We start from the raw sequence: 21,667 nt of genomic DNA, 5'->3' as shown, positions 1-21,667 counted from the left end.
AGCGCCGAAGGTATGACACCCGTTTTGCCTGCTACACCCCCCGAATAGCGGCCGCTGACGGAGGCATGACTAGGCGCTGCCCCCGGGCGCCGGCCGATCTCGGTCACCAGTCATCGCCGGAAGGGACTTATGGCCGAGCCGACCAGCCAGACCGCCGTCAAGCGGAAGTGGTGGCAGGGCATCCGACCGCGCCTGATCGCCGTTCTGCTGATACCCATGATCGCCGCGCTCGTGCTGGGCGTGCTGCGCGTGGAGACCGCCATCGCGGCGAGCACGGCGGCGGCACGCGCGGAGAGCCTTGCGAACGCGCTGCCCGAGAGCTTCGCCCTCGGAATCCAGCTGACGCGGGAGCGTGAGGCGGCGAACGCCGCGATTCCGGATGCGACGAAGGAGCGCATCCGTGCCCAGACCGACGAGGCGATCGACATGTGGCTCCAGGTCGCGGCCGACGTCGACGCGTCGCAGGATCCCCAGCTCGAGGCGGATCTGGCCGCGGCGAGGAGCTCCCTGAACGACATCGAGACACTGCGCGAGCAGATCGTCGAGCCGAACACGCAATTGGAGGCGGTCGCCGCGTACACGGACCTGCTCAACCTGCTGTTCGGGCTCTCCTCCCGGCTCCCGGCGCTCGGGGACCCGTCGATCTACCGGCAGACCGACGCGCTCGGCAACGTGCGGACTGCTTCCGAAGTGCTCGGCACGGTCCGGGTGGTGATCAGCCAGGCGCTCATGACCGGCGAGATCGGCTCGCGCGAGCTGATGCAGCTGGCCGGCGCCCAGAGCGTGTGGGACGAGGCGAGTGCGGAGTTCCTCGCCGGGGCCTCGCCCGCGTCGGCGGAGCTGTTCGCGGAGCTCACCGACCGCGCACCCGAGAGCCGGCTGAACCCGCTGCACGTCATGGATCGGGTCGTCGAGGACGGCGGGCTCGACGGGCTCAACATCACGCTCTTCGCATGGCTGGAGCTCTACCAGGGCTACGTCGCCGACCTGGAGGAGGTCATCGTGCGGGCGGCCGAGGACCTGGCCGCCGATGTGTCGGATGCGCGTCAGTCCGCACAGCAGACCGCGATCCTGACCGCCGCCATCGTCGGCGGGGTGCTCATCCTCGCGCTCGTTGTGACCCTGCTCGCGACGCGCTCGATCCTCCAGCCGCTCATCCGGCTGCGTCGTGCCGCGCTCGACATCGCCGGCAGGACGCTGCCCGAGCGGGTCAGGAAGGTCGAGAACGCCGAGGGTCCGATCGACACGTCGGTGGAGCCGATCGACGTCGAGCGGCGAGACGAGATCGGTGAGGTGGCGGAGGCCTTCGACGCGGTCCACGGCGAGGCGGTTCGCCTCGCCGGCGAGCAGGCGCTGATGCGGGCGAACGTCAACAGGATGTTCGTCAACCTCTCGCGCCGCAGCCAGAACCTGGTCGAACGCCAGCTGCGCCTCATCGAGCAGCTCGAGGCCGGCGAGCAGGATCCGGACCAGCTGGCCAACCTGTTCCAGCTCGACAACCTCGCCACCCGGATGCGTCGCAACGACGAGAGCCTGCTCGTCCTCGCCGGCGGCGACACGCCGCAGGCCGCGCGCGGCAACGTGCCGGTGCACGACGTGCTTCGCGCCGCCACATCCGAGATCGAGCAGTTCGCCCGGGTCGAGCTCGACTCGACGGAGGCCGGCGAGCTTCGCGGCTCGGTCGCCGGCGACCTGGTGCACCTGCTCGCCGAGCTGATCGAGAACGCCACCAACTTCTCGCCGCCGGACACGCCGGTCGTGGTCCGCACCCTGCCGCGGAACTCGGACGAGCCTCTGGTCGTCGAGATCGTCGACCTCGGTCTGGGAATGACGCCCGAAGAGCTGCTCGCGGCCAACGCCAAGCTGAAGAGCACGAGCGGACTGGACGCCGATGTCGCGCGGATGATGGGCCTGGTCGTGACCGCCCGCCTGGCGGATCGCCACGGCATGACCGTCTCGCTGCGGACGGGCACGCCGCACGGCATCATCGCGCGCGTGCGGATCCCTTCGAGCGCCCTCGCGACGGGCCGGACCCAGCCGCTGCCGGTCGTGCAGACGCTCGCATCGGGTGAGCTGGCCGCCGCGCCCGCGGCCGTCGCCACTCCGGCGTCCGCCGGCACGCCGACAGGTGCGCTGCCCGTCGCTCAGACGGAGTCGGCGCCCGCTCCCGAACCGAGAATCGAGTCGGCGCGGCCCCTGGATCCGGCGAACGCGGCTGCGGATGCCGGACCGCCCCCATCCTTCGCGCAGGACGACGGCGCCGACGCCCGCGACACGCCGATCTTCGCCGCGCTCCGGTCCGCGTGGTTCACGCGCGGTCACTCGCTCGGCACGCTCCGCGGAGGCCAGTCGGACGAGCCGGACGGCGCGCAGACGTGGTCCTCGCCGGGCGACGACGGCTGGAAGCGCGCGGCCGAAGTCTTCCAGCGCCCGGAGGAAGCGGAGCTGGTCACCGCCGGCGGCCTCCCCAAGCGCGTCCCCGGGCAGCACCTCGTGCCGGGCGCGGCTCCCGCCGTGAGCCAACCCGCCCCGGCCCCGCAGCCCACGGTGGATCCGCGCCGGAGCGGCGCTCTGGCAAGCTTCCAGCGTGGGGTCAGTCGCGCACGCGGCGGCGCCGCTCCCGATCCGACGCCCGAACCCACGCCGACTCCGGCGCCCCGATACTTCCGATCCCAGAGAGGGGAAGACGAGTGACGACTGCTCCTGCGAACCTCGACTGGCTGGTCGACAGCCTTACCCAGCGCACCGCCGACGTCGCGCACGCCATCCTGGTGTCCGCCGACGGTCTGCCGATGGCGCGCTCGGCGGCGTTCCCGCCTGACCGCGCCGACCAGCTGGCTGCGATCACCTCGGGCCTCACCAGCCTCACGCAGGGAGCCGCGCGCGCTCTCGGAGCGGGGCAGGTCCACCAGATGGTCGTTGAGATGGACGGCGGATACCTCGTGGTGATGTCGGTGGGCGAGGGTTCGAGCCTCGCGGCTCTTGCCGGCCCGCAGTGCGATCTCGGTCAGGTCGGCTATCAGATGCAGCTGCTCATCGCCCGGGTCGCGACCGCGCTCACGCCCGAGATCCGCACGGCTCAATCCGGCACCTGACAGGGCAGGATGAATCAGGAGTGACCGTGAGCACCGTCGAACCCCCGCCGCCGCCGACGCTGGTCAGGCCGTACGCCCTGACCCGGGGGCGCACCGCGCCCTCCCGCGTGTACCCTCTTGAGGCGCTGGTCCACACCGACCTTCGCGCACTCGAGGGCCATGGGCTCTCGCCGGAGGAGCGGTCGATCGCCGAGCTCTGCCGCGAGAGCCGCTCGGTGGCCGAGGTCGCGGCGCTCGTGCGGATCCCCATCGGCGTGACGCGCGTGCTCATCGGTGACCTCGTCGACCGCGGAGTCGTGCGGGTGCACACGCAGGCAGAACCAGAGTCCGCCCCCGGTGCGGCGCTTCTCGAGCGCGTGCTGAGCGGACTGCGAAAGCTGTAGAGGAGGACAGACGACGTGAGCCCCGACACCAGTCAGGCGACCCTTTCGGCGAAGATCGTCATCGCCGGAGGGTTCGGCGTCGGCAAGACGACGCTCGTCGGCTCGGTCTCCGAGATCGAGCCGCTCACCACCGAAGCGGTGATGACGTCGGCGAGTGTCGGGGTGGACGACCTGTCCGCGGTACCCGATAAGACCACGACCACGGTCGCGATGGACTTCGGGCGCATCTCGCTGGACTCCGACCTGATCCTGTACCTGTTCGGCACTCCCGGTCAGGACCGGTTCTGGTTCATGTGGGACGACCTCACGCAGGGGGCGATCGGCGCGGTCGTGCTGATCGACACGCGTCGGCTCGCGGACTCGTTCGGCGCGATCGACTACTTCGAGGCGCGCGGTGTGCCGTTCATCGTCGCGCACAACGTGTTCGGCGCGGAGTACCGCTACACGGCCGAGCAGATCCGCGAGGCCCTGTCGCTTCGTCCCGAGGTGCCGATCGTGGCGTGCGACGCGCGCGACCGCGCGTCCACGAAGGCGACTCTCATCACGCTCGTCGAGCACGTGCTCTCGCTGATCGCCGCGTAGCGGGGCGCCCCTTTCGCAGGGGTGAGACAATGGAGCCATGGCCGATCAGGCTCCGAGCCCCACCCCCGACGACTCCGACGACCGCGAGCCGCGCCCGACTCCGCCGCCCCATCCCGAGGCCGCGCGGCAGCACGCGGAGCTCATCGAGGACGAGGTCGAGAACGCGACGGTCCGCCGTGCGCCGAAGTACCCGGTGTTCCTCGTCGTCGGTGCGGCGTTCGGCCTGATCGTGGCGATGATCCTGACGTTCACGTTCAACGGCACATCCGAAGAGAGCCCGACGACGGGCCTCGTCTACTCGCAGGGACAGGTCTTCGGGTTCCTGCTCCTCATCTGCATCCCGGTCGGCCTCGCGTTGGGCGGCATCACGGCGCTGATCCTCGACCGCGTGTTCTCTCGGCGTGCCCATGCGGTGACCGTCGACCACGAGCGTATCCACACGCTCGACTGAGCCGCTCGCCGGCTCGCGCTCGCCCCGACGAGGCGCGGGGTCAGGCGAGCTCGGCGATGATCGGGTGGATCGCCGAGTCGAACGCGACGACGTCGCCGCGGAGTCCGTCGGTCACGGCGATCGTGAGCGAACCGATCCACCACACCCCGCGCTGAGCGAGCGGGAGCACCTGCACGTTGAGCTCGAACGAGTGCGCGCGACGACCGACCTGTCGCTCGTGCTCGGCGATGGCGCTCGCGTAGGCGCGGTACGACACTCCGGGCTTCGAGCCCGCGTCCTTCGCGTAGCGACTGTGCGCCGACTGCGAGAACGCCAGTGCCTCGGGGGCGTGCGGGATGATCGCGTCGCGCAGCTCGTCGAACCCCTCGATCGGCAGTGCGATCAGCGTGTCGAACCCCTCGACGAGGTCGAGCGGAACGGGCGACGGATGCGCCTGCGGCTCGACCGTCATGGCCCAGTACTCGCGCCACTGACGCTCGAGCACGTTCTGCGCCGCTTCGGACCGGTTGTTCGCCCGCGGCGGGATGCCCCGCAGATGCGGCAGCTCGTCGGGCGAGCGGATGCCCAGGACCTGCCGCAGGTAGAGCGCGAGCAGGACCGGCTGACCCGCGTCTTCACGGATCACCCACTCCGGTGCACCGGCGCCGCCCATGCCGCCATTGTAGAGCGGCGCCCCGGCAAGGGGGCCGGCCTCGTGGACCCGTCCGTCGGACCAGCCGCCCACCGGGATCACCGGGGCATCCGCTCAGCAAGCCGCCGGTAGGCTGGAGGCCGTGGCCTCCCCCTCCCGCGACGCCTCCGCGAATCCCTATACCGAAGCCGGCGTCGACACCGCTGCGGGCGATCTCGCAGTGGAGTTGATGAAGTCGGCCGTCCGCCGTACCCACGGCCCCGAAGTGCTCGGAGGAGTGGGCGGTTTCGCCGGACTCTACGACGCGTCGGCGTTCAAGGCCTACGGCAAGCCGCTGCTCGCGACGAGCACGGACGGCGTCGGCACGAAGGTCGCGATCGCGCAGGCGATCGACAAGCACGACACGATCGGCCTCGACCTCGTGGGCATGGTCGTCGACGACATCGTCGTGGTCGGTGCGAAGCCCCTCTTCATGACGGACTACATCGCTTGCGGCAAGGTCGTGCCCGAGCGGATCGCCGACATCGTGCGCGGAATCGCCGCCGGATGCGCCGAGACCGGCACGGCCCTCGTCGGCGGTGAGACCGCCGAGCACCCCGGGCTCCTCGGTCCCGACGACTACGACGTGGCGGGCGCCGCGACCGGGGTCGTCGACGCAGATCGCGTGCTCGGCGCCGAGCGCGTTCAGTCGGGAGATGTCGTGCTCGCGCTCGCGAGCAGCGGACTCCACTCGAACGGCTACTCCCTCGTGCGCCACATCGTCGCGCGCGCCGGTGTGCAGTACGGCGACCGCGCGCCCGACCTCGGCTCGCACGGCACCACGTGGGGCGAGGCGCTCCTCGAGCCGACCCGCCTGTACACCGCTCCCCTGCTGCGTCTCATCGCCGATCAGGGCGAACGCGTCCACGCGCTGAGCCACATCACGGGCGGCGGCATCGCCGCGAACGTCGCGCGCGTCCTCCCGCGCGGCATGTGGGTCGAGGTCGACCGTTCGACATGGTCGCCGCCGCCGGTGTTCCGCGTGCTCGCCGACCTCGGCGGACTCGATCTCACCGCGACCGAGGGCACGTGGAACCTCGGCGTCGGCTTCGTCGCGGTCGTCGCGGCGGACAAGGCGGATGCCGCGGCATCCGCGCTCGCCCAAGACGGCATCGCGACCTGGCAGGTCGGCGTCGTGAGCGACGGACCGCTTCCCGAAGGCGGCGAGGCGTTCGAGCAGGGCGCGAAGGGCGTCGACGGCGGAGCCGTGCGCCTCGTCGGATCGTACGCGGGCGACGCCGCGGCATAACGAGCAAACGGAGCATCACCACCATATGTGCGGCATCGTCGGAATGGTCGGCCAGGAGCCGGTCAACCAGGAGATCTACGACGCCCTTCTGCTGCTGCAGCACCGCGGCCAGGACTCCACAGGCATCGCGACCGCCGAGAGCAACGGCGTGTTCCACATGCACAAGGCGCGCGGAATGGTGCGCGAGGCCTTCCGCACGCGCGACATGCGGTCGCTGCTCGGCAACATCGGCCTCGGCCACTGCCGCTACGCGACGAAGGGCACGGCGTCGAGCGAAGAGGAGGCGCAGCCTTTCTACGTGAACGCGCCGTACGGCATCGTGCTCGTGCACAACGGCAACCTCACGAACACACGCGAGCTCACGCAGGAGCTCTTCCACAAGGATCGCCGCCACCTCAACACGAGCTCCGACACCGAGCTGCTCGTGAACGTGCTCGCGAATGAGCTGCAGGCGTCGATCTCGGGACTCCAGCTGGACGCGGAGCAGATCTTCCAGGCGGTGTCGCGCGTGCACGAGCGCGTCGAGGGCTCGTACGCCGCGGTCGCGCTCCTCGCCGGGTACGGCCTGCTGGCGTTCCGCGACCCGTACGGCATCCGTCCGCTCATCATGGGCGTGCGCGACGCCGGCGGGGGCAAGTACGAGTGGATCGTCGCATCCGAGTCGCTCGTTCTCGAGAACGCCGGCTTCGAGGTCGTGCGCGACGTCATGCCGGGCGAGGCCGTGTTCATCGACCTCGACGGTCACCTGCACACGAAGCAGTGCGCGCCGGACCCCAAGCTCGTGCCGTGCTCGTTCGAGTACGTGTATCTCGCGCGTCCCGACTCGATCATGAACGGCATCTCGGTGTACGAGGCGCGTCTGCGCATGGGCGAGCGCCTCGCCGACACGATCGCGACGTACACGCCGATGGGCGCGATCGACGTCGTGATGCCGATCCCCGACTCGTCACGGCCCGCGGCGATGCAGGTCGCGCGCAAGCTCGGCATCGAGTACCGCGAGGGCTTCTACAAGAACCGCTACGTCGGCCGGACGTTTATCATGCCCGGCCAGGCGGTCCGAAAGCAGAGCGTCCGCCAGAAGCTCAACGCGATGTCGAGCGAGTTCAAAGGCAAGAACGTGCTCCTCATCGACGACTCGATCGTGCGCGGCACGACGTCGAAGCAGATCATCCAGATGGCGCGCGACGCGGGCGCGAAATCCGTCACATTCGCGTCCGCCGCTCCCCCGGTCCGCTACCCGCACGTGTACGGCATCAACATGCCGTCGCGGCACGAGCTCGTCGCCCACGGGCGCACGATCCCCGAGATCGCGAAGGAGCTCGGCGCGGACTACATGGTCTACCAGGAGGTCGAGGACCTGAAGGCGGCGATCCTCGAGGGCTCCGACGTCGAGGATCTCGACATGAGCTGCTTCGACGGCCGCTATGTCACCGGCACGGTGACCGAGGAGTACCTCTCGTGGGTGGAGGGTTCGCAGGAGTCCTGACGCCTGTCGTCGAAGCGACGTGGACACGCGGATGCCCCGGCTGACCGCTCGCGCGGAGCCGGGGCATCCGGTCCCCCCGGTCGTCTAAGCGGTGACCTTGGCGCCCTCGAGCACGTCGAGGAACGCCTTCATCCAGGTGCCGTTGTCGGGCCAGGCGCGACCGGTGACGAGGTTGCCGTCGACGACCCCGCCGCCGTTCTCGAAGATGCCGCCCGCCGTCTCGACGTCGACGGCCAGCTCGGGGTACGCCGACGACGTGCGTCCCTGGAGCACACCGGCTGCCGCGAGCAGCAGCGGTCCGTGGCACAGCGCCGCCACCGGCTCGTTCCGCTCGAAGAAGTGGCGCACGATGCGCTTGGCGTCCTCGTTGTTGCGGATGTACTCCGGCGCGCGCCCGCCCGGGACGACGATCGCGACGTAGTCCTCGGGGTTCACGTCGGCGAAGGCGATGTCGGCGTCCCACGTGTGCCCGAGCTTCTCGGTATAGGTGTCGAAGCCGTCGACGAAGTCGTGCACCACGAACTGCAGCTTCCGCTTCTCGGGCGCGCCGATGTGAACCTCATAACCGGCTTCCTGCAGCCGGTGGTAGGGGTAGAACACTTCGAGCGTCTCGGCGGCGTCGCCGGTGAGGATGAGGATCTTGTCGGCCATGGCGGGTTCCTTTCGAGACGACCGTGTCTGTCTGTCTCGATCGTGAGCGCGGATGCCCCACGACGGCCATCGGCGTTCTCACGATGTGCGAATCCGCATCGGCATGCAGCGGCCTACACTGGGCCGCATGGGCGCCGTCTCCGCGGCCCGCGACGGAGCGGGCATCCGCTCGGCCGATCGCGTGCTGCAGATCCTCGATGAGATCGGGTCGAGCGCGGAGGGGCTTACCGCCGCGCAGCTCGCGACGCGTCTGGGCCTGTCGACCGCGACCACCTACCGACTGCTCGCGACGCTCGTCGCCCATGATTACCTCGCACGCGGGGATGACGCGCGCTACGTGCTCGGGCGGGCGGTCGACGGCCTCGGCCGCGCGGTGCGCGCGCAGCTCGTCGTGACTCCCGAGGTCCGGGGCATCCTGCGCGAGATGCACGACAGCGCGGCTGCGCCGGCGTACCTCACGGTGTTCCGCGGCGACGACATCGCCGTCGCGCACATCGCCGATTCACGCGAGCATCCGCGCATCGGACAGCTGCACGTCGGGTTCGCCGAGGCAGCGCACGTGACCGCCTTCGGCAAGCTCATGCTCGCGGCGCGGGATGACGACGGCGTGCGCCGCTATCTCGAGAGGCACGGCGCGCCGGCGGTCTCGACGAAGTCGGTGACCAGCGAGCGCGGACTGCTCGAGCAGCTCGACGATGTGCGCGCTCTCCAGATCGCGGTCGAGGTCGAGGAGTACATGCCCAAGCTGGCATGCATCGCGGCGCCTGTCCGGTCGAACAGCGGCAGGACGATCGGCGCCGTATCGCTGTCGACGACGGCCGAGGATTTCGCGTCGCGCGCGCACGAACTGGAGCGCATCGTGCGGCGCGGTGCATGGCACGTCTCGAGCAGCTTGCACGCCTGAGAGTGTCGCGACCGGGCGTGCGGAGCTGCGACGGGATCAGCGCATCGCGCTGTTCAATGCCGCGTCTTCTTCGTCCTCGTCCTCGTCTTCGTACTGGTCTGCCCACTTGTCGACGTACTCGTCGTCATCGTGGCTTGCCAGTTCGCGCTCGAGCGCAGCGTAGTTCACGCTCGGGCTGTACGACTTGAGTTCTCGGGCGATCTTGGTGTGCTTCGCCTTCTGACGGCCACGCCCCATGCGAGACCCCCTCATTTTCTGAGTCGCGGGCTGTGCGGGCGCCCGCCGCATTCACGATCCGGCCATAGGCCGGTAAGAGTAGCATTCAGGATACCACGGAGCCCCATCCACCCCGGCGGCTCCGACACGTCGGCGAAGGGGACGATGGCATATGTCGGACGCGGCATCCGAGGGTTTCGACGACGGCGCGGCGGGCGACACGTCTCCGGAATCGGGCCCCGTGACGCCGCCGCTCGACGAGATGCGCGGCGCCGTGATCGCGGGCGTCGTGCCCGGCCAGCCGCCGCGCGTCCTGAAGGAGGCGGCGCGCTACGCGAAGCTGCTCGGCGCTCCCCTCATCGTCGTGCACGTCGACGTGACGCGCTTCGTGACCTACGAGGATCCGGACGGCTACGTGCACTCCGCGCCCATCGACGTCGACCTCATGACCGGCGAGAACGCGCTCGCGCAGGTGATGGCCGAGGCATCCGAAGCGCTCGCCGGCCGCGGCGTCGAGTGGACCGTGCAGCAGCTCGTGGGCGATCCCGCCCTCGCCATGAAGCACCTCGGGGAGCAGGTCGACGCGAAGCTCCTCGTCATCGGCACGCGACGACGGGGCATCGGCGAGTCGATCCGGGAGTTCTTCACGGGGTCGGTCGCCGCGCGGCTCGCGCATCGGCAGCATCGGCCGATCCTGGTCGTGCCGCTCGGCGAGCCGATCCCCGATGACGAGGAGATCTGGCCCGAGTAGGCCCATCAGCCCCGAAGCGCCCGCGTGACGTCTCGCGCGATGCGGTCGAGCTCGTTCACGATCGCGTCCACGGTGTCGGCCGCGAGCTCACCACCGCGCGCCACGTGAGTGCGGAGGTCGCTGCGCACCCGCACGCGGAACTCGTTGATCGCGGCATCCGCTCGATGCAGCTGCTCGCGCGTGCGCACGCGCGCGTCGTCGACCGGCGCCGTCCGCTGCGAGGCGGTTGCCTGCTCCTGCCGGGCGGCGGCGGCGAGGTCGGCCTGGAGGCTCTTCATGGCCTCGCGCACGCTGCCGCGAACCTCGTCGGCGATGAGCCGCACCGAGTCGGCGAGGTTCGCCTCGATTCCCTCGAGCTCGCCCTTGCGGGCGGCGACCTCGGCGCGTCCGGCATCCGTGATCGAGTAGACGGTCTTGCGGCCGTCGACGGTCTTGGTCACGAGCCCCTCCTCCTCGAGCTTCGCGAGGCGCGGGTACACCGTGCCGGCGCTGGGCGTGTAGGTGCCGCCGGTGCGGTCGGAGAGCGCCTGCATGATGTCGTACCCGTGGCGCGGAGCCTCGTCGAGGAGGTTCAGCAGGTAGAGGCGCAGGTCGCCGTGCGAGAAGACGGGGGTCATCACCACTCCTCTTCGTCGATGCCGGCGGCCGCGTCGTCGGAGGCCGGGCGATCGGCGCCGGCCGTGGCATCCGCGTTCGCCGTCGTCGTCGCCGAGCGCCGCAGGACCGTGATGCTGCCCGACACGCTGTTGGCGCGCACGTCGGCGAAGCTGCCGCTGAGTTCGCCCACCGCGCCGGTGAAGTTGGTGAGCGGACCGGTGCCGGTGCCCGAGACCTTCTGTCCGTCGACGATCACCCGGCCGCTGACGCTGCGGATGACGTAGTTCGCGGGGAAGCCGTCGTCGAGGCGGATCGTCGCGTCGCCGCTCACGGTGTTGAGGCTCACGGCGTGGATGTCGCCCGTCGAGTCGACGAGCATCGAGCCCGAGACGGTGTCGATGGTCGCGCTGCGCAGCGAGCCGGTCGCGGCGATGTCGCCCGACACGGTGTTGGCGTTGAGCGCACCGACGAGCTCGCGCACCTGCACATCGCCCGACACGGCGTTGACGGTGAGGTCTCCCGTGAGACCGTCGACGATGAGGTCGCCCGAGACGGTGTTCAGTCGGGCGTTGTCGCGGATGCCGGACACGAGCGCGCTCGCGCTGACGACGCCCATCGTGAGGGCGACCGACCGAGGGACCGCGACGCTGATCTCGGCCTTCGGGCCGCCCGCGCCGAAGTTGCGGAACACCTCGAGGAAGTTGTCCCAGCGCAGCTGCGGGTGGTCGATCTCGACGTGGTCGCCCGAGACCTCGATGCGGAGGTCCTTCACGGTGACCGAGTGCACTTCGATGCGTGCGCCGGGCTCGTCGTGGGCGATGACGTCGATCTGGCCGCCGACCAGGCCGATCTTGAGCGAGCGCACGGTCTCGATGTCGATGACGCGCGTCTCGCCGGGGTGGATGATCCACTTCTCGAATGTCATGAGATGCTCCTGCGATGTGGGGGATCGCGATATATCGCGTGATGAGATGCTAACACGATATATCGCGAAGCGGTCAAGCGATCCGCCGAGATCGTCCTTGACCTTGACGCGACGTCAACCTTTAACGTGGTCAACGACGTGAAAGGAGGCAGGCATGAGCGATGAGTGGTCCATCCAGCAGATCGCGAAGCTCGCGGGTACGACCAGTCGCACGCTTCGTCACTACGACGACATCGGGCTGCTCGCGCCGTCGCGCATCGGCGGCAACGGCTACCGGTACTACGACGAGCGCGCGCTCGTGCGGCTGCAGCGGATCCTGCTGCTGCGGGATCTCGGCCTCGGCCTGCTGCAGATCAAGGAACTGCTCGAGAACGTGACCGCCGAGGTGCCCGCCCTCGAGGCGCACCTCGCGTGGCTGCGACAGGAGCAGAACCGGCTGGCGCGCCAGATCGCGTCGGTCGAGTCGACCATCGACGCCTTGAGAGGAGGTGAACCACTTATGGCAGAGAACATGTTCGACGGCTTCGACCACACGAAGTACAAGGACGAGGTCGAGGAGCGCTGGGGCAAGAAGGCCTACGCCGACAGCGACCGCTGGTGGCGCGGCATGAGCGCCGAAGAGAAGGCGGCGTGGCAGCAGAAGGTCTCCGACCTCGGTCGGGACTGGATCGCCGCCGCCGAGCGCGGCATCGCCCCGGAGAGCGAGGAGGCGCAAGCGCTCGCGAAGCGCCACGTGGAGTGGCTGTCCGGGATCCCCGGCACCCCCGCCGCGGCGCCGGGCGGCGATGTGAAGGCTTACGTCCTCGGCCTCGGCGAGATGTACGTCGCCGACCCTCGATTCGGGGCGAATTACGCCACGAGCGCGGGAGGCAGCGCCGGTGCCGAGTTCGTCCGCGACGCGCTGCGGGTCTACGCGGAGGCGAACCTGTAGCACCCGAGCGCGAAAAGAGAGGCGGATGCCGCGACCGTCGTGGTCGCGGCATCCGCCCTCTTCTACCGGGGTTGCGCCCGGAGAATCGCTCGACTGCTCGTTACGGCGCTCGACGCCCGCTGAGGTACCGGAACAGGAACACGATCACCGCGATGACAGCGAGGATGATCGCGACCCACAGCAGGAAGCTCAGGGTGGGCACAACGCCCCACCAGATGAACAGCGCGATCGCAAGCACGATCAGGATGATGGCGAGGATGTTCATGTCAACTCCTTCGGGGAGGCCGATGCGACGGGGCGCAGCACCGGGTGCCTCATGGGCACGCTTCGAGATTGGCACCCCGCAGGCCGCGTCATCAGGGGCTTGACGAGCGAGAAGCGCCGGTGGTAACTGCTTTCGGCCGTGCCGGCAGGGCTGCGGCATCCGCGTCGCGAACCGCACACCGTTGCGGTGTCAAGCCCCTCACCGGTCGCGAACACGCGCCGTACCGTTTCGATCGGGCCTCAAAGGCTCGCGGGCGGGAGGAGACGACGATGCCCCGAGGACGCGGATCGAATCTCAAGGATCGCGACATGTACGAAGAGCTGCGCAAGGACGGCGCCTCCAAGGAGAAGGCCGCGCGCATCTCGAACGCGGCGGCTGATCAGGGTCGCAAGAAGGTGGGCAGCAAGGGCGGCAGCGCCAAGGATTACGACGATCGGACGGTTCCGGAACTGAAGAAGCGTGCGAAGGAGCTCGGCTTGACGGGATACTCGGGCAAGAAGAAGGCCGAGCTCATCTCGATGCTGCGCAACCATTGATGACGGAGGGCGCATGCCACGACTGACGCGGGTGCGTCCGCACCAGGACCCCGGCTACCGGCGCGTGCGCTCCGGGTCGGGGTTCCGCTACGTCGACGCGAAAGGCAAGCCGGCGAAGGAGGCGGACCTCGAGCGCATCCGCGACCTCGTTATCCCGCCGGCGTGGGAGGACGTCTGGATCAGCAAGCGCGCCGACGGGCACATCCAGGCGGTCGGCACCGACACGGTCGGGCGCCGACAGTACATCTACAACCCGCTGTGGACGGCCGGGCGCGATCGCGGAAAGTACGCCCGCGCCCTCGCACTCGCCGAGGCGCTTCCGCGGGCGCGGGCGCGCGTGACGACGTCGCTGCGCACCGACGGCCTCGATCAGGAGCGCGTTCTCGCCGTGGCTTTCCGGATGCTGGACACCGCCGCCCCGCGCATCGGATCGGAGCGTTACCTCAACGCGCACGGCAGCCACGGCCTCACGACTCTGCAGCGGCGGCACGCGTCGGTCCTCATCCCGACGGTGTCGCTGTCGTTCCCGGGCAAGAGCCGTCAGCGGCAGATGCTCGAGATCGACGACGAGGACCTCGCGCTCGTGCTCCAGCTGCTCGTGGAGGGCAAGCCGAGGGCGGCACTGCTGGCGTGGCAGCGCGGCCGCAAGCGCGTGCCGCTCACACCGGCCGAAGTCAACGCCTACGTTCGCGCGCTCACCGGCGGCAAGTTCACGGCGAAGGACTTCCGCACGCTGCGGGGGACGATCCTCGCGGCCGAGGCGCTCGCGCGCATCGGAATCGCCGACACGAAGTCCGATCGCAAGAAGGCGGAGCTGCTCGCGGTGCGGGCCACCGCCCAGGCGCTCGGGAACACGCCGTCCGTCGCGCGGGGCTCGTACATCGACCCGCGCGTGTTCAAGCGCTACGCCGAGGGGAACGTGCTCGACCTCGATCGCACCCCGGAATCGGCGATCCGAGTGCTGCTGCGGCCGGGGTCGGTCGGCGGGTAGGCCTACGCGCCGGGCGCGCTTCGTCTCGGTGCGCTCGCTCAGCGTCCGGGGGAGAGGATCCACCGCACCGTTCGCTCAGCGGTCCCTGAGCGAGGAGCGCAGCGACGAGACGAAGGGTCAGCAGACCCTCAGGGAGCGGCGATCGGCGCCATGGAATACTGAACCCGATACATTCTCGTATCCCGCTGCGGCCGTCGCCGCGCGCGTCCTTCCGCACCACGTCCACCGAAGGCATCCGTGTCGAACCTCGCCGTACTGAGCCTGAAGAACCGCGCCCTCATCGCGCTCATCACGATCGTCGCCGCGATCTTCGGCGGCCTGGCCCTCACGAACCTCAAGCAGGAGCTCATCCCGTCGATCGAGTTCCCCGCGCTGATCATCGTCTCGACGTATCCGGGCGCGTCGCCCGAGGTCGTGAACAACGACGTGTCGACGCCCATCGAGGCCGCCATCCAGGGCGTGCCGGGGCTCGAGTCCACGACCGCGACGAGCACGACCAACGCCTCGGTCGTGCAGGCGTCGTTCTCGTACGGCACGAACCTCGCGACGGCCGAGCAGAAGATCACTCAGGCGATCAACCGCATCGACAGCCAGCTGCCCGACGGCGTCGAGCCGAACGTGCTCACGGCGAGCATCGACGACTTCCCGGTGGTCCAGCTCGCGATCACGGGGTACGAAGACGAGGAGTCGATCCAGGCGCAGCTCGAGGCATCCGTCATCCCCGACCTCGAAGACGTGCCGGGCGTCAACACCGCGCAGACCGTCGGTGCGTCGGGGCAGCGCATCACGATCACCCCCGATCAGGGGGCGCTCGCGGCATCCGGTTTCACCCAGCAGGCGATCCGCGATGCGCTCGACCAGAACGGCGTGCTGTTCCCGGGCGGCGAGATCACCGAGAACGAGCAGACCCTCACGGTTCAGACCGGCACCAAGGTGACGTCGGTCGATGAGCTCGCGGCGCTTCCGCTCGTGCCGGGCGATGCGGCGCAATTCGGCGCCGGCACGACGACGATCGGCGATGTCGCGGCCGTCGCGCAGGAGTCCGACCCGATCACGTCGATCTCGCGCGTGAACGGAGAGCCGGCGCTCACGATCGCGGTCACGAAGCTTCCCGCGGCGAACACGGTCGACGTATCACGCGGCGTGCTCGCGGTGCTGCCCGACCTCGAGGAGAGCCTCGGCGGTGCCGAATTCACAGTCGTGTTCGATCAGGCGCCGTACATCCAGCAGTCGATCGAGGCGCTCGCGCAGGAGGGCCTCCTCGGCCTCGTCTTCGCGGTGCTCGTCATCCTCGTGTTCCTGCTGTCGGTGCGCTCGACGCTCGTGACGGCGATCTCGATCCCGACGAGCGTGCTCGTGACCTTCGTCGGCATCCAGGCCTTCGGGTACTCGCTCAACATCCTGACGCTCGGCGCGCTCACGATCGCGATCGGACGCGTCGTGGACGACTCGATCGTGGTCATCGAGAACATCAAGCGCCATTACGTCGGCGACGCCGACAAACGCACGGCGATCATCCGCGCGGTGCGCGAGGTCGCGGCGGCGATCACGGCGTCGACCATCACGACCGTCGCGGTGTTCCTGCCGATCGCGTTCGTCGGAGACGTGACGGGCGAGCTCTTCCGCCCCTTCGCGCTCACGGTGACGATCGCGATGTCGGCGTCGCTGCTCGTCGCGCTGACGATCGTTCCGGTCCTCGCGTACTGGTTCCTGCGTCCGGGCAAGCAGATCCTCGACGCCGAGGGGCGGGCGATCGATCCGGAAGACCCGGATGCGCCGCCGTCGCGCCTGCAGAAGGCGTATCTGCCGGTCCTGCGGTGGACGCTCAAGCACTCGTGGACGACGCTGCTGCTCGCGGTGCTCGTTCTTGCCGGCACGATCGCGGCCGCGCCGTTCATGAAGACGAACTTCCTCGGCGACTCGGGGCAGAACACCTTCACGATGACGCAGGACATCGGCCCCGCCGCGAGCCTCGATGCCGAGAGCGCCGCTGCCGAGCAGGTCGAAGCCGTCCTTCGAGACATCGAGGGCATCGAGACCGTTCAGGTCTCCATCGGGTCGAGCGGCTCGCCGCTGCGGGACGCCTTCACCGGCGGCGGCGGCGGAATCACGTACTCGATCACAACCGACCCCGACGCCGATCAGGTCGCCCTGCGCGACGAGGTCCAGCGTGCGGTCGCGGACCTCGAGGACGCCGGTACGATCACGGTCGCCGGCGGCGGTGGCGGCTTCGGCTCGAGCGACATCGAGATCGACGTCACCGCGCCCGACTCGGCCACGCTGCAGGAGGCGACGGATGCCGTCGTCGCCGCCGTGGACGGGAGTGAGGGCATCAGTCAGGTGTCGAGCAACCTCGCCGCGTCGCTGCCGTACATCGCGGTGACCGTCGACCGCGACAAGGCCGCATCGCTCGGACTCTCGGAGGTCGCGGTCGGGGCGCTCGTGTCGAACACGATGCAGCCGCAGCGCATAGGCACGATCGAGATCAACGACACCGCCCTCACGGTGTATCTCGCCGCATCGCAGACGCCCGCCACGATCGACGAGCTGCGGGCGCTCACAGTCCCGTCGGCGATCGGTCCGATCCCGCTCTCGGAGGTCGCGGTCGTCGAGGAGAGCGAGGGCCCGACCTCCATCTCCACGCAGCGGGGGCAGCGCACCGCCACCGTCACCGTGACGCCCGCGACCGACGACCTCAACGCCGCGTCGGCCACGGTCAACGAGGCGCTCGCCGACACGGAGCTTCCCGCATCCGCCGACGCCGAGCTCGGCGGGGTGCTCTCGCAGCAGCAGGACGCGTTCTCGCAGCTCGGCCTCGCGCTGCTCGCTGCGATCCTGATCGTCTACATCGTGATGGTCGCGACATTCAAGTCGCTGCGCCAGCCGCTGCTGCTGCTCGTCTCCGTGCCGTTCGCGGCGACCGGCGCGATCCTGCTGCAGATCATCACGGGCGTGCCGCTCGGCGTCGCGTCGCTCATCGGCGTGCTCATGCTCATCGGCATCGTGGTGACGAACGCGATCGTGCTCGTCGACCTCGTGAACCAGTACCGCGAGAAGGGTCTCTCGGCCCATGATGCGACGATCGCCGGCGGCTCGCGCCGTCTGCGCCCGATCCTCATGACGGCGCTCGCGACGATCTTCGCGCTCACGCCCATGGCGATGGGCATCACCGGTCACGGCGGCTTCATCTCGCAGCCGCTCGCGATCGTCGTGATCGGCGGACTCATCTCGTCGACCGTGCTCACGCTGCTCGTGCTCCCGACGCTCTACAACCTCGTCGAGGGCGCGAAGGAGCGACGTGCGGCACGGCGCGTGGCGCGCGACGGATCGTCGAAGGGCGAGGCGGATGCCGCGACCGGCGGCGGTCCGGGCGACGACGAGCGCGAGTTGGTCGGAGCATCCCTCGGCGCCGCCGTCGTCGGCGGAGCGGTCGACGGCGGAACCGAGCCGGTGTACGAGACGCGGCGCGCGCGGCGCGCGCGGCAGGCGGCGCTCGCGGCGGGGACGACCGCTGCCGTCGAGCCGGCGGTGACGGAGGCCGATCCCGCCGGGCCGGCGGAGACCGCGGAGCCGGATGCTGCCGCCGGGACCGCGGAGCCGGATGCTGCCGCCGCGGAGACAGAGTCTGCTGCCGCGGAGGCTGCGACGGGCGAGGCGCCCGTGTTCATCGCGGAGGTGCCCGCCGAGTGGACCGAGCCCGCCGAGGAGGCGCCACGGCCGGAGTTCGTCGCGCCGTTCGTCGGGGATCCGGTCGAGCTGGACGAGGTGGCGGGCGAGCCCGCAGCACCGGACGGGGCGGACCCGGAGCCGGCAGAAGCGGGGGAGGCCCCGCGCGCGGAGGATGGTGCGTCGGAGCCGAGCCAGGACGAGCCGCAGCGTGTGGTCGAGCCTGTGGTCGAGCCGGAGCCCGACGCGGATGCCGAGGCGGAGGAGTCTCGAGGCGCCGAATCCGATGCCACCGTCGACGACGCCGTCGCGAGTGACGGCCCCGACGCGGACGCCGATCCCGAGCACACCGACCGCTGACGGACGCCCCGGGCGGTGCATCCGTCATTTCAGTGCCGGTTCGCCGATCGTCTCACGCGGGCGTCTTCACAGGTGCGACCGCTACGCTGGCACGGTCGGCTCTGGGCACCGCGACGATCTTGCGGATGAGTTTGTGAGTCCAAGGGGCCGATGGTGAGCGCCGCCCGAGCATGTCGAAGGGCCGCGCACCTGACCATCACATGAATGGCCCCGGCCGACGGATGTCCGGGATGCTCGCGCGCGTTCGCGTGTGGGCGCTGTTCTCGTGTAAGAGAACCAGAAGGACACACCCATGCCCAAGAGCAAGAAGCCCGCGGGCGGCCGCGCCGCCAAGAACTTCGACCCGCGCTACGGAGCCGAGAAGACGCCGTACCAGGAGCGCAAGCGCCGCCCCGGCGAGTCGTCGGCCGGCAAGCCCGGAAGCAAGAGCCCGTCGCACCGCGGGTACCGAGCCGAGACGGATGCCGCTCCCAAGCGCCGCTGGACCGCACAGGAGAAGGCCGGGCGCGACGCCGCCCGCGGCATCCGCACCCACGCGCACGGCGACCGCAGCACGACCTCCCGGTCCCTGAGCGAGCGCAGCGAGACGAAGGGCAGCGCTTCGTCTCGCGGCTACGCCGCTCGCTCAGCGTCCGGTTGGGATCGCACCCGTGCCGAGCGCTCGCGCACCGACCGCCCCTCCCGCTCGCGCAGCGAGCGCAGCGCCTCCTCCCGGTCCCTGAGCGAGCGCAGCGAGTCGAAGGGCCGCACCCCGGGTCGCTCCGACTGGACCCGCTCGGCCGCAGACACGCAGCGCGCCGACGTCGTGCATGAGCGCCTGCAGGCGCAGGCCGTCCGGGCCGAGGCGGTCGCCGATGTGACGTTCGCGAGCCTGGGCCTGGGCGACAACATCGTCCGCGCGCTGTCGGACCTGGGCGCCGAGACGCCCTTCCCGATCCAGGCCGCGACGATCACGCCGATCATCGAGGGCCGAGACGTGCTCGCGCGCGGCCGCACCGGTTCGGGCAAGACGATCGCGTTCGGCGCGCCGCTCGTCGAGTCGATCCTGCGCTCGCAGACCGGCAAGAAGCGCGAGTTCGGCCGGGCGCCGAAGGCGCTCATCCTCGCTCCGACGCGCGAGCTCGCGCTGCAGATCGACCGCACGATCCAACCGATCGCCCGCAGCGTCGGCCTCTTCACGACGCAGATTTACGGCGGCGTCCCGCAGGGGCGCCAGGTGGGCGCGCTCAAGAAGGGCGTCGACATCGTGATCGGCACGCCCGGCCGTATCGAGGACCTGGTCGAGCAGGGCAAGCTCGACCTCTCCGGCATCCGCATCGCCGTGCTCGACGAAGCCGACCACATGTGCGAGCTCGGGTTCCTCGAGCCGGTCCAGCGCATCCTGCGCCTGACGGCCGCCGACTCGCAGAAGCTCCTGTTCTCGGCGACCCTCGATCGCGAGGTCGCCGCGCTCGTCGACGAGTTCCTCGTCGAGCCGGCCGTGTTCGAGGTCGCGGGCGAAGACCAGGACTCGAGCACGATCGACCACCGCGTGCTCGTGATCGACCACCGCGACAAGGCCGAGATCCTGGCCTCGCTCGTCGCTCGCGAGGGCAAGACGCTCGTCTTCGCGCGCACGCGCGCCTACACCGAGATGCTCGCCGAGCAGTTCGACGACGCGGGCATCCGCGCGCTCGCCCTCCACGGAGATCTCAACCAGGCCAAGCGCACGCGCAACCTCGAGCGCCTGACGTCGGGTCGCGTGCAGGTGCTCGTGGCGACGGATGTCGCGGCGCGCGGCATCCACGTCGACGACATCGACCTCGTGGTCCAGGCCGACGCACCCGACGAGTACAAGACCTACCTGCACCGCTCGGGCCGCACCGGCCGCGCGGGTCGCGCGGGCACGGTCGTGACGCTCATCCCGAGGCAGCGCCGCCGGCGCATGGCCGAGCTCCTCGACCGCGCCGAGATCGACGCGCCGTTCGACGAGGTGCGCCCCGGTGACGACATCCTCGAGGAGCTCTCCGGGCGCCAGGTCGACCCGGTCGCGTGACCTGACGCGCTTCGCGCTGCCGAAATCAACACGCGCGGACGTGCAGCTCGACAGCGAGTGCGGAGAACGACAGCGCGAGCGGCGGGACGGATCAGAAGGCGGATGCCGCGCCCGCCAGTTCCTCGAGCCGCTCGGCCCCGCGCTGAGCGCCGCCGGCGGCCTCGAGCTGCGCTGCGACGCGGGCCGCGGCATCCGGGAATTCACGCTCCCGAAGCACGCGGTCGACGGCCTCCGCGATCGCGGCCGCCGTGGGCGTGCCCGTCTTGAGGTTGACGCCGGCGCCCGACCACGCGACGCGCGCGGCGATCTCGGGCTTGTCGAGGTCGCCTCCGCCGATCACCAGCGGGATGCCGTGCGCGAGGGCCGCGAGCGTTCCTCCCCAACCGCCGTTCGTCACGATCGCATCCACGTGCGACAGCAGCGCGTCGTACGGCAGGAATCCCGACACGCGAACATTGGAGGGCACCGCGAACGGCAGTTCGTCGACCCCACGGCGGCCCGTCGCGACCACGACGAGCACGTCCCGGTCGGCGAGCGCTTCGATCGTCGGGCGGATGAGGTCGCTCGGGTCGAGGTTCTGCGTGCCCTGCGTGACGTGCACGACGGTGCGATCGCGCAGGTCGGGCCACCAGTCCGGCAGCGCGTCCTTTCGCGGCGTCGCGGCCAGACGCCCGATGAACTCGAGGTGCGCCGGACGATCCGGCCGCTCGTAGTCGAGCAGGGGAGCGCCGCTCGCGAGGATCAGCTGCGGCGAGAACATCACCTGGTCGAAGATCGCCTTCGACGGCGGCAGCCCGGCCTCGGCGCGGGCGCGCGCGAGCGGCTTGCGCAAGGGCGTGGCCAAGAGGGGACGGATGCCGCGGCAAGGCGTCGCGTGTCTGCCCGAGCGGTCCTCGCCCGGGCGTGATGCCCAGTCCGCTCGG

21 protein-coding genes are annotated in these 21,667 nt (G+C 70.1%); 14 read left to right on the top strand and 7 right to left on the bottom strand.

The annotated features are described in order from the left end of the window. The first annotated feature begins 129 nt into the window (after nt 1–129). From VNR19_RS12750 to VNR19_RS12730, 5 genes are read left to right on the top strand one after another with little or no spacing between them, the layout of a single operon-like run. Nucleotides 130–2,694, top strand: coding sequence for a sensor histidine kinase (locus tag VNR19_RS12750; RefSeq protein ID WP_325727317.1), 2,565 nt, complete (start codon nt 130–132; stop codon nt 2,692–2,694). Further along, entirely contained in the window at nt 2,691–3,095 is a 405-nt protein-coding gene (locus VNR19_RS12745; protein WP_325033059.1) for a roadblock/LC7 domain-containing protein, read from the top strand. The genes VNR19_RS12750 and VNR19_RS12745 overlap by 4 nt, the downstream gene beginning before the upstream one ends. 26 nt (nt 3,096–3,121) lie before the next feature. Then, nucleotides 3,122–3,478 (top strand): DUF742 domain-containing protein, encoded by a 357-nt coding sequence (locus tag VNR19_RS12740; protein WP_325727315.1) that lies wholly within the window; start codon nt 3,122–3,124, stop codon nt 3,476–3,478. Between the two features lie 15 nt (nt 3,479–3,493). After that, nucleotides 3,494–4,060: a GTP-binding protein gene (locus VNR19_RS12735; protein ID WP_325727313.1), complete on the top strand. Its 567-nt coding sequence runs from the start codon at nt 3,494–3,496 to the stop codon at nt 4,058–4,060. Nucleotides 4,061–4,097: 37 nt separating this feature from the next. Further along, a complete protein-coding gene (locus VNR19_RS12730; RefSeq protein WP_325727311.1) occupies nt 4,098–4,511 on the top strand; it encodes a potassium transporter Trk in 414 nt (137 codons plus the stop codon). A 40-nt stretch (nt 4,512–4,551) separates the two neighbouring features. Here the strand turns inward: VNR19_RS12730 and VNR19_RS12725 are convergent, their stop codons facing one another. Next, nucleotides 4,552–5,163, bottom strand: coding sequence for a zinc-binding alcohol dehydrogenase (locus VNR19_RS12725; protein ID WP_325727310.1), 612 nt, complete (start codon nt 5,161–5,163; stop codon nt 4,552–4,554). Between the two features lie 121 nt (nt 5,164–5,284). On the opposite strand from VNR19_RS12725, the gene purM reads away from it, so the two are divergent. Then, the gene (gene purM / locus VNR19_RS12720) at nt 5,285–6,430 is read left to right on the top strand and encodes a phosphoribosylformylglycinamidine cyclo-ligase (protein ID WP_325727308.1); all 1,146 of its coding nucleotides are present in this window, start codon (nt 5,285–5,287) and stop codon (nt 6,428–6,430) included. A gap of 25 nt (nt 6,431–6,455) precedes the next feature. Further along, nucleotides 6,456–7,916, top strand: a complete 1,461-nt coding sequence (purF, locus tag VNR19_RS12715) for an amidophosphoribosyltransferase (RefSeq protein WP_325727306.1) — start codon at nt 6,456–6,458, stop codon at nt 7,914–7,916. Between the two features lie 84 nt (nt 7,917–8,000). Here purF and VNR19_RS12710 read toward each other — a convergent pair whose 3' ends face one another. Then, nucleotides 8,001–8,567: a DJ-1/PfpI family protein gene (locus VNR19_RS12710; protein WP_325727304.1), complete on the bottom strand. Its 567-nt coding sequence runs from the start codon at nt 8,565–8,567 to the stop codon at nt 8,001–8,003. Nucleotides 8,568–8,694: 127 nt separating this feature from the next. Between VNR19_RS12710 and VNR19_RS12705 the strand changes: the two genes are divergently transcribed. Continuing rightward, nucleotides 8,695–9,471 carry an IclR family transcriptional regulator gene (locus VNR19_RS12705; RefSeq protein WP_325727302.1) on the top strand — a complete coding sequence of 259 codons (777 nt, stop codon included), beginning with the start codon at nt 8,695–8,697 and terminating at the stop codon, nt 9,469–9,471. A 36-nt stretch (nt 9,472–9,507) separates the two neighbouring features. Here VNR19_RS12705 and VNR19_RS12700 read toward each other — a convergent pair whose 3' ends face one another. Then, the gene (locus tag VNR19_RS12700) at nt 9,508–9,708 is read right to left on the bottom strand and encodes a DUF3073 domain-containing protein (RefSeq protein WP_325033803.1); all 201 of its coding nucleotides are present in this window, start codon (nt 9,706–9,708) and stop codon (nt 9,508–9,510) included. Nucleotides 9,709–9,949: 241 nt separating this feature from the next. On the opposite strand from VNR19_RS12700, the gene VNR19_RS12695 reads away from it, so the two are divergent. Continuing rightward, nucleotides 9,950–10,438, top strand: a complete 489-nt coding sequence (locus VNR19_RS12695) for a universal stress protein (protein WP_325727360.1) — start codon at nt 9,950–9,952, stop codon at nt 10,436–10,438. Between the two features lie 5 nt (nt 10,439–10,443). On the opposite strand, the gene VNR19_RS12690 is transcribed toward VNR19_RS12695, so the two are convergent. After that, complete coding sequence (locus VNR19_RS12690) at nt 10,444–11,055, bottom strand: PadR family transcriptional regulator (RefSeq protein ID WP_325727300.1); 612 nt, start codon at nt 11,053–11,055, stop codon at nt 10,444–10,446. After that, the gene (locus VNR19_RS12685; RefSeq protein ID WP_325727298.1) at nt 11,055–11,960 is read right to left on the bottom strand and encodes a DUF4097 family beta strand repeat-containing protein; all 906 of its coding nucleotides are present in this window, start codon (nt 11,958–11,960) and stop codon (nt 11,055–11,057) included. The genes VNR19_RS12690 and VNR19_RS12685 overlap by 1 nt, the downstream gene beginning before the upstream one ends. A gap of 154 nt (nt 11,961–12,114) precedes the next feature. Between VNR19_RS12685 and VNR19_RS12680 the strand changes: the two genes are divergently transcribed. Continuing rightward, nucleotides 12,115–12,891, top strand: a complete 777-nt coding sequence (locus VNR19_RS12680) for a MerR family transcriptional regulator (protein WP_325727296.1) — start codon at nt 12,115–12,117, stop codon at nt 12,889–12,891. 100 nt (nt 12,892–12,991) lie between these two features. Here VNR19_RS12680 and VNR19_RS12675 read toward each other — a convergent pair whose 3' ends face one another. Continuing rightward, on the bottom strand, nt 12,992–13,156 hold the full coding sequence (locus VNR19_RS12675; protein WP_325727294.1) for a hypothetical protein: 165 nt from the start codon (nt 13,154–13,156) through the stop codon (nt 12,992–12,994). 269 nt (nt 13,157–13,425) lie between these two features. Between VNR19_RS12675 and VNR19_RS12670 the strand changes: the two genes are divergently transcribed. The 4 genes from VNR19_RS12670 (at nt 13,426) to VNR19_RS12655 (ending at nt 20,744) form a co-directional block, all read left to right on the top strand. Further along, the gene (locus VNR19_RS12670) at nt 13,426–13,692 is read left to right on the top strand and encodes a DUF7218 family protein (protein ID WP_325727292.1); all 267 of its coding nucleotides are present in this window, start codon (nt 13,426–13,428) and stop codon (nt 13,690–13,692) included. 13 nt (nt 13,693–13,705) lie between these two features. After that, nucleotides 13,706–14,683: a DNA topoisomerase IB gene (locus tag VNR19_RS12665; protein ID WP_325727289.1), complete on the top strand. Its 978-nt coding sequence runs from the start codon at nt 13,706–13,708 to the stop codon at nt 14,681–14,683. A 237-nt stretch (nt 14,684–14,920) separates the two neighbouring features. Next, nucleotides 14,921–18,709: an efflux RND transporter permease subunit gene (locus VNR19_RS12660; RefSeq protein WP_325727287.1), complete on the top strand. Its 3,789-nt coding sequence runs from the start codon at nt 14,921–14,923 to the stop codon at nt 18,707–18,709. Nucleotides 18,710–19,001: 292 nt separating this feature from the next. After that, complete coding sequence (locus VNR19_RS12655; RefSeq protein WP_325727285.1) at nt 19,002–20,744, top strand: DEAD/DEAH box helicase; 1,743 nt, start codon at nt 19,002–19,004, stop codon at nt 20,742–20,744. Between the two features lie 91 nt (nt 20,745–20,835). Here VNR19_RS12655 and VNR19_RS12650 read toward each other — a convergent pair whose 3' ends face one another. Beyond that, nucleotides 20,836–21,588, bottom strand: a complete 753-nt coding sequence (locus tag VNR19_RS12650; protein ID WP_325727283.1) for a glycosyltransferase — start codon at nt 21,586–21,588, stop codon at nt 20,836–20,838. Nucleotides 21,589–21,667 lie beyond the last annotated feature (79 nt).

Origin of the sequence: Microbacterium sp., from assembly GCF_035556355.1 — a bacterium.
Taxonomy (GTDB): Bacteria; Actinomycetota; Actinomycetes; order Actinomycetales; family Microbacteriaceae; genus Microbacterium.
The sequence above is the reverse complement of the archived record's forward strand: the minus strand, read 5'-3'. Positions and strand labels throughout refer to the sequence as shown.

Bases quoted from the DNA above. Each gene is read 5' to 3' on its own strand.
- VNR19_RS12750 (WP_325727317.1), top strand. From the start codon at position 130: ATGGCCGAGCCGACCAGCCAGACCGCCGTCAAGCGGAAGTGGTGGCAG.
- VNR19_RS12730 (WP_325727311.1), top strand. From the start codon at position 4,098: ATGGCCGATCAGGCTCCGAGCCCCACCCCCGACGACTCCGACGACCGC.
- VNR19_RS12725 (WP_325727310.1), bottom strand. From the start codon at position 5,163: ATGGGCGGCGCCGGTGCACCGGAGTGGGTGATCCGTGAAGACGCGGGT.
- purF (WP_325727306.1), top strand. From the start codon at position 6,456: ATGTGCGGCATCGTCGGAATGGTCGGCCAGGAGCCGGTCAACCAGGAG.
- VNR19_RS12710 (WP_325727304.1), bottom strand. From the start codon at position 8,567: ATGGCCGACAAGATCCTCATCCTCACCGGCGACGCCGCCGAGACGCTC.
- VNR19_RS12705 (WP_325727302.1), top strand. From the start codon at position 8,695: ATGGGCGCCGTCTCCGCGGCCCGCGACGGAGCGGGCATCCGCTCGGCC.
- VNR19_RS12700 (WP_325033803.1), bottom strand. From the start codon at position 9,708: ATGGGGCGTGGCCGTCAGAAGGCGAAGCACACCAAGATCGCCCGAGAA.
- VNR19_RS12695 (WP_325727360.1), top strand. From the start codon at position 9,950: ATGCGCGGCGCCGTGATCGCGGGCGTCGTGCCCGGCCAGCCGCCGCGC.
- VNR19_RS12690 (WP_325727300.1), bottom strand. From the start codon at position 11,055: ATGACCCCCGTCTTCTCGCACGGCGACCTGCGCCTCTACCTGCTGAAC.
- VNR19_RS12685 (WP_325727298.1), bottom strand. From the start codon at position 11,960: ATGACATTCGAGAAGTGGATCATCCACCCCGGCGAGACGCGCGTCATC.
- VNR19_RS12680 (WP_325727296.1), top strand. From the start codon at position 12,115: ATGAGCGATGAGTGGTCCATCCAGCAGATCGCGAAGCTCGCGGGTACG.
- VNR19_RS12675 (WP_325727294.1), bottom strand. From the start codon at position 13,156: ATGAACATCCTCGCCATCATCCTGATCGTGCTTGCGATCGCGCTGTTC.
- VNR19_RS12670 (WP_325727292.1), top strand. From the start codon at position 13,426: ATGCCCCGAGGACGCGGATCGAATCTCAAGGATCGCGACATGTACGAA.
- VNR19_RS12665 (WP_325727289.1), top strand. From the start codon at position 13,706: ATGCCACGACTGACGCGGGTGCGTCCGCACCAGGACCCCGGCTACCGG.
- VNR19_RS12655 (WP_325727285.1), top strand. From the start codon at position 19,002: ATGCCCAAGAGCAAGAAGCCCGCGGGCGGCCGCGCCGCCAAGAACTTC.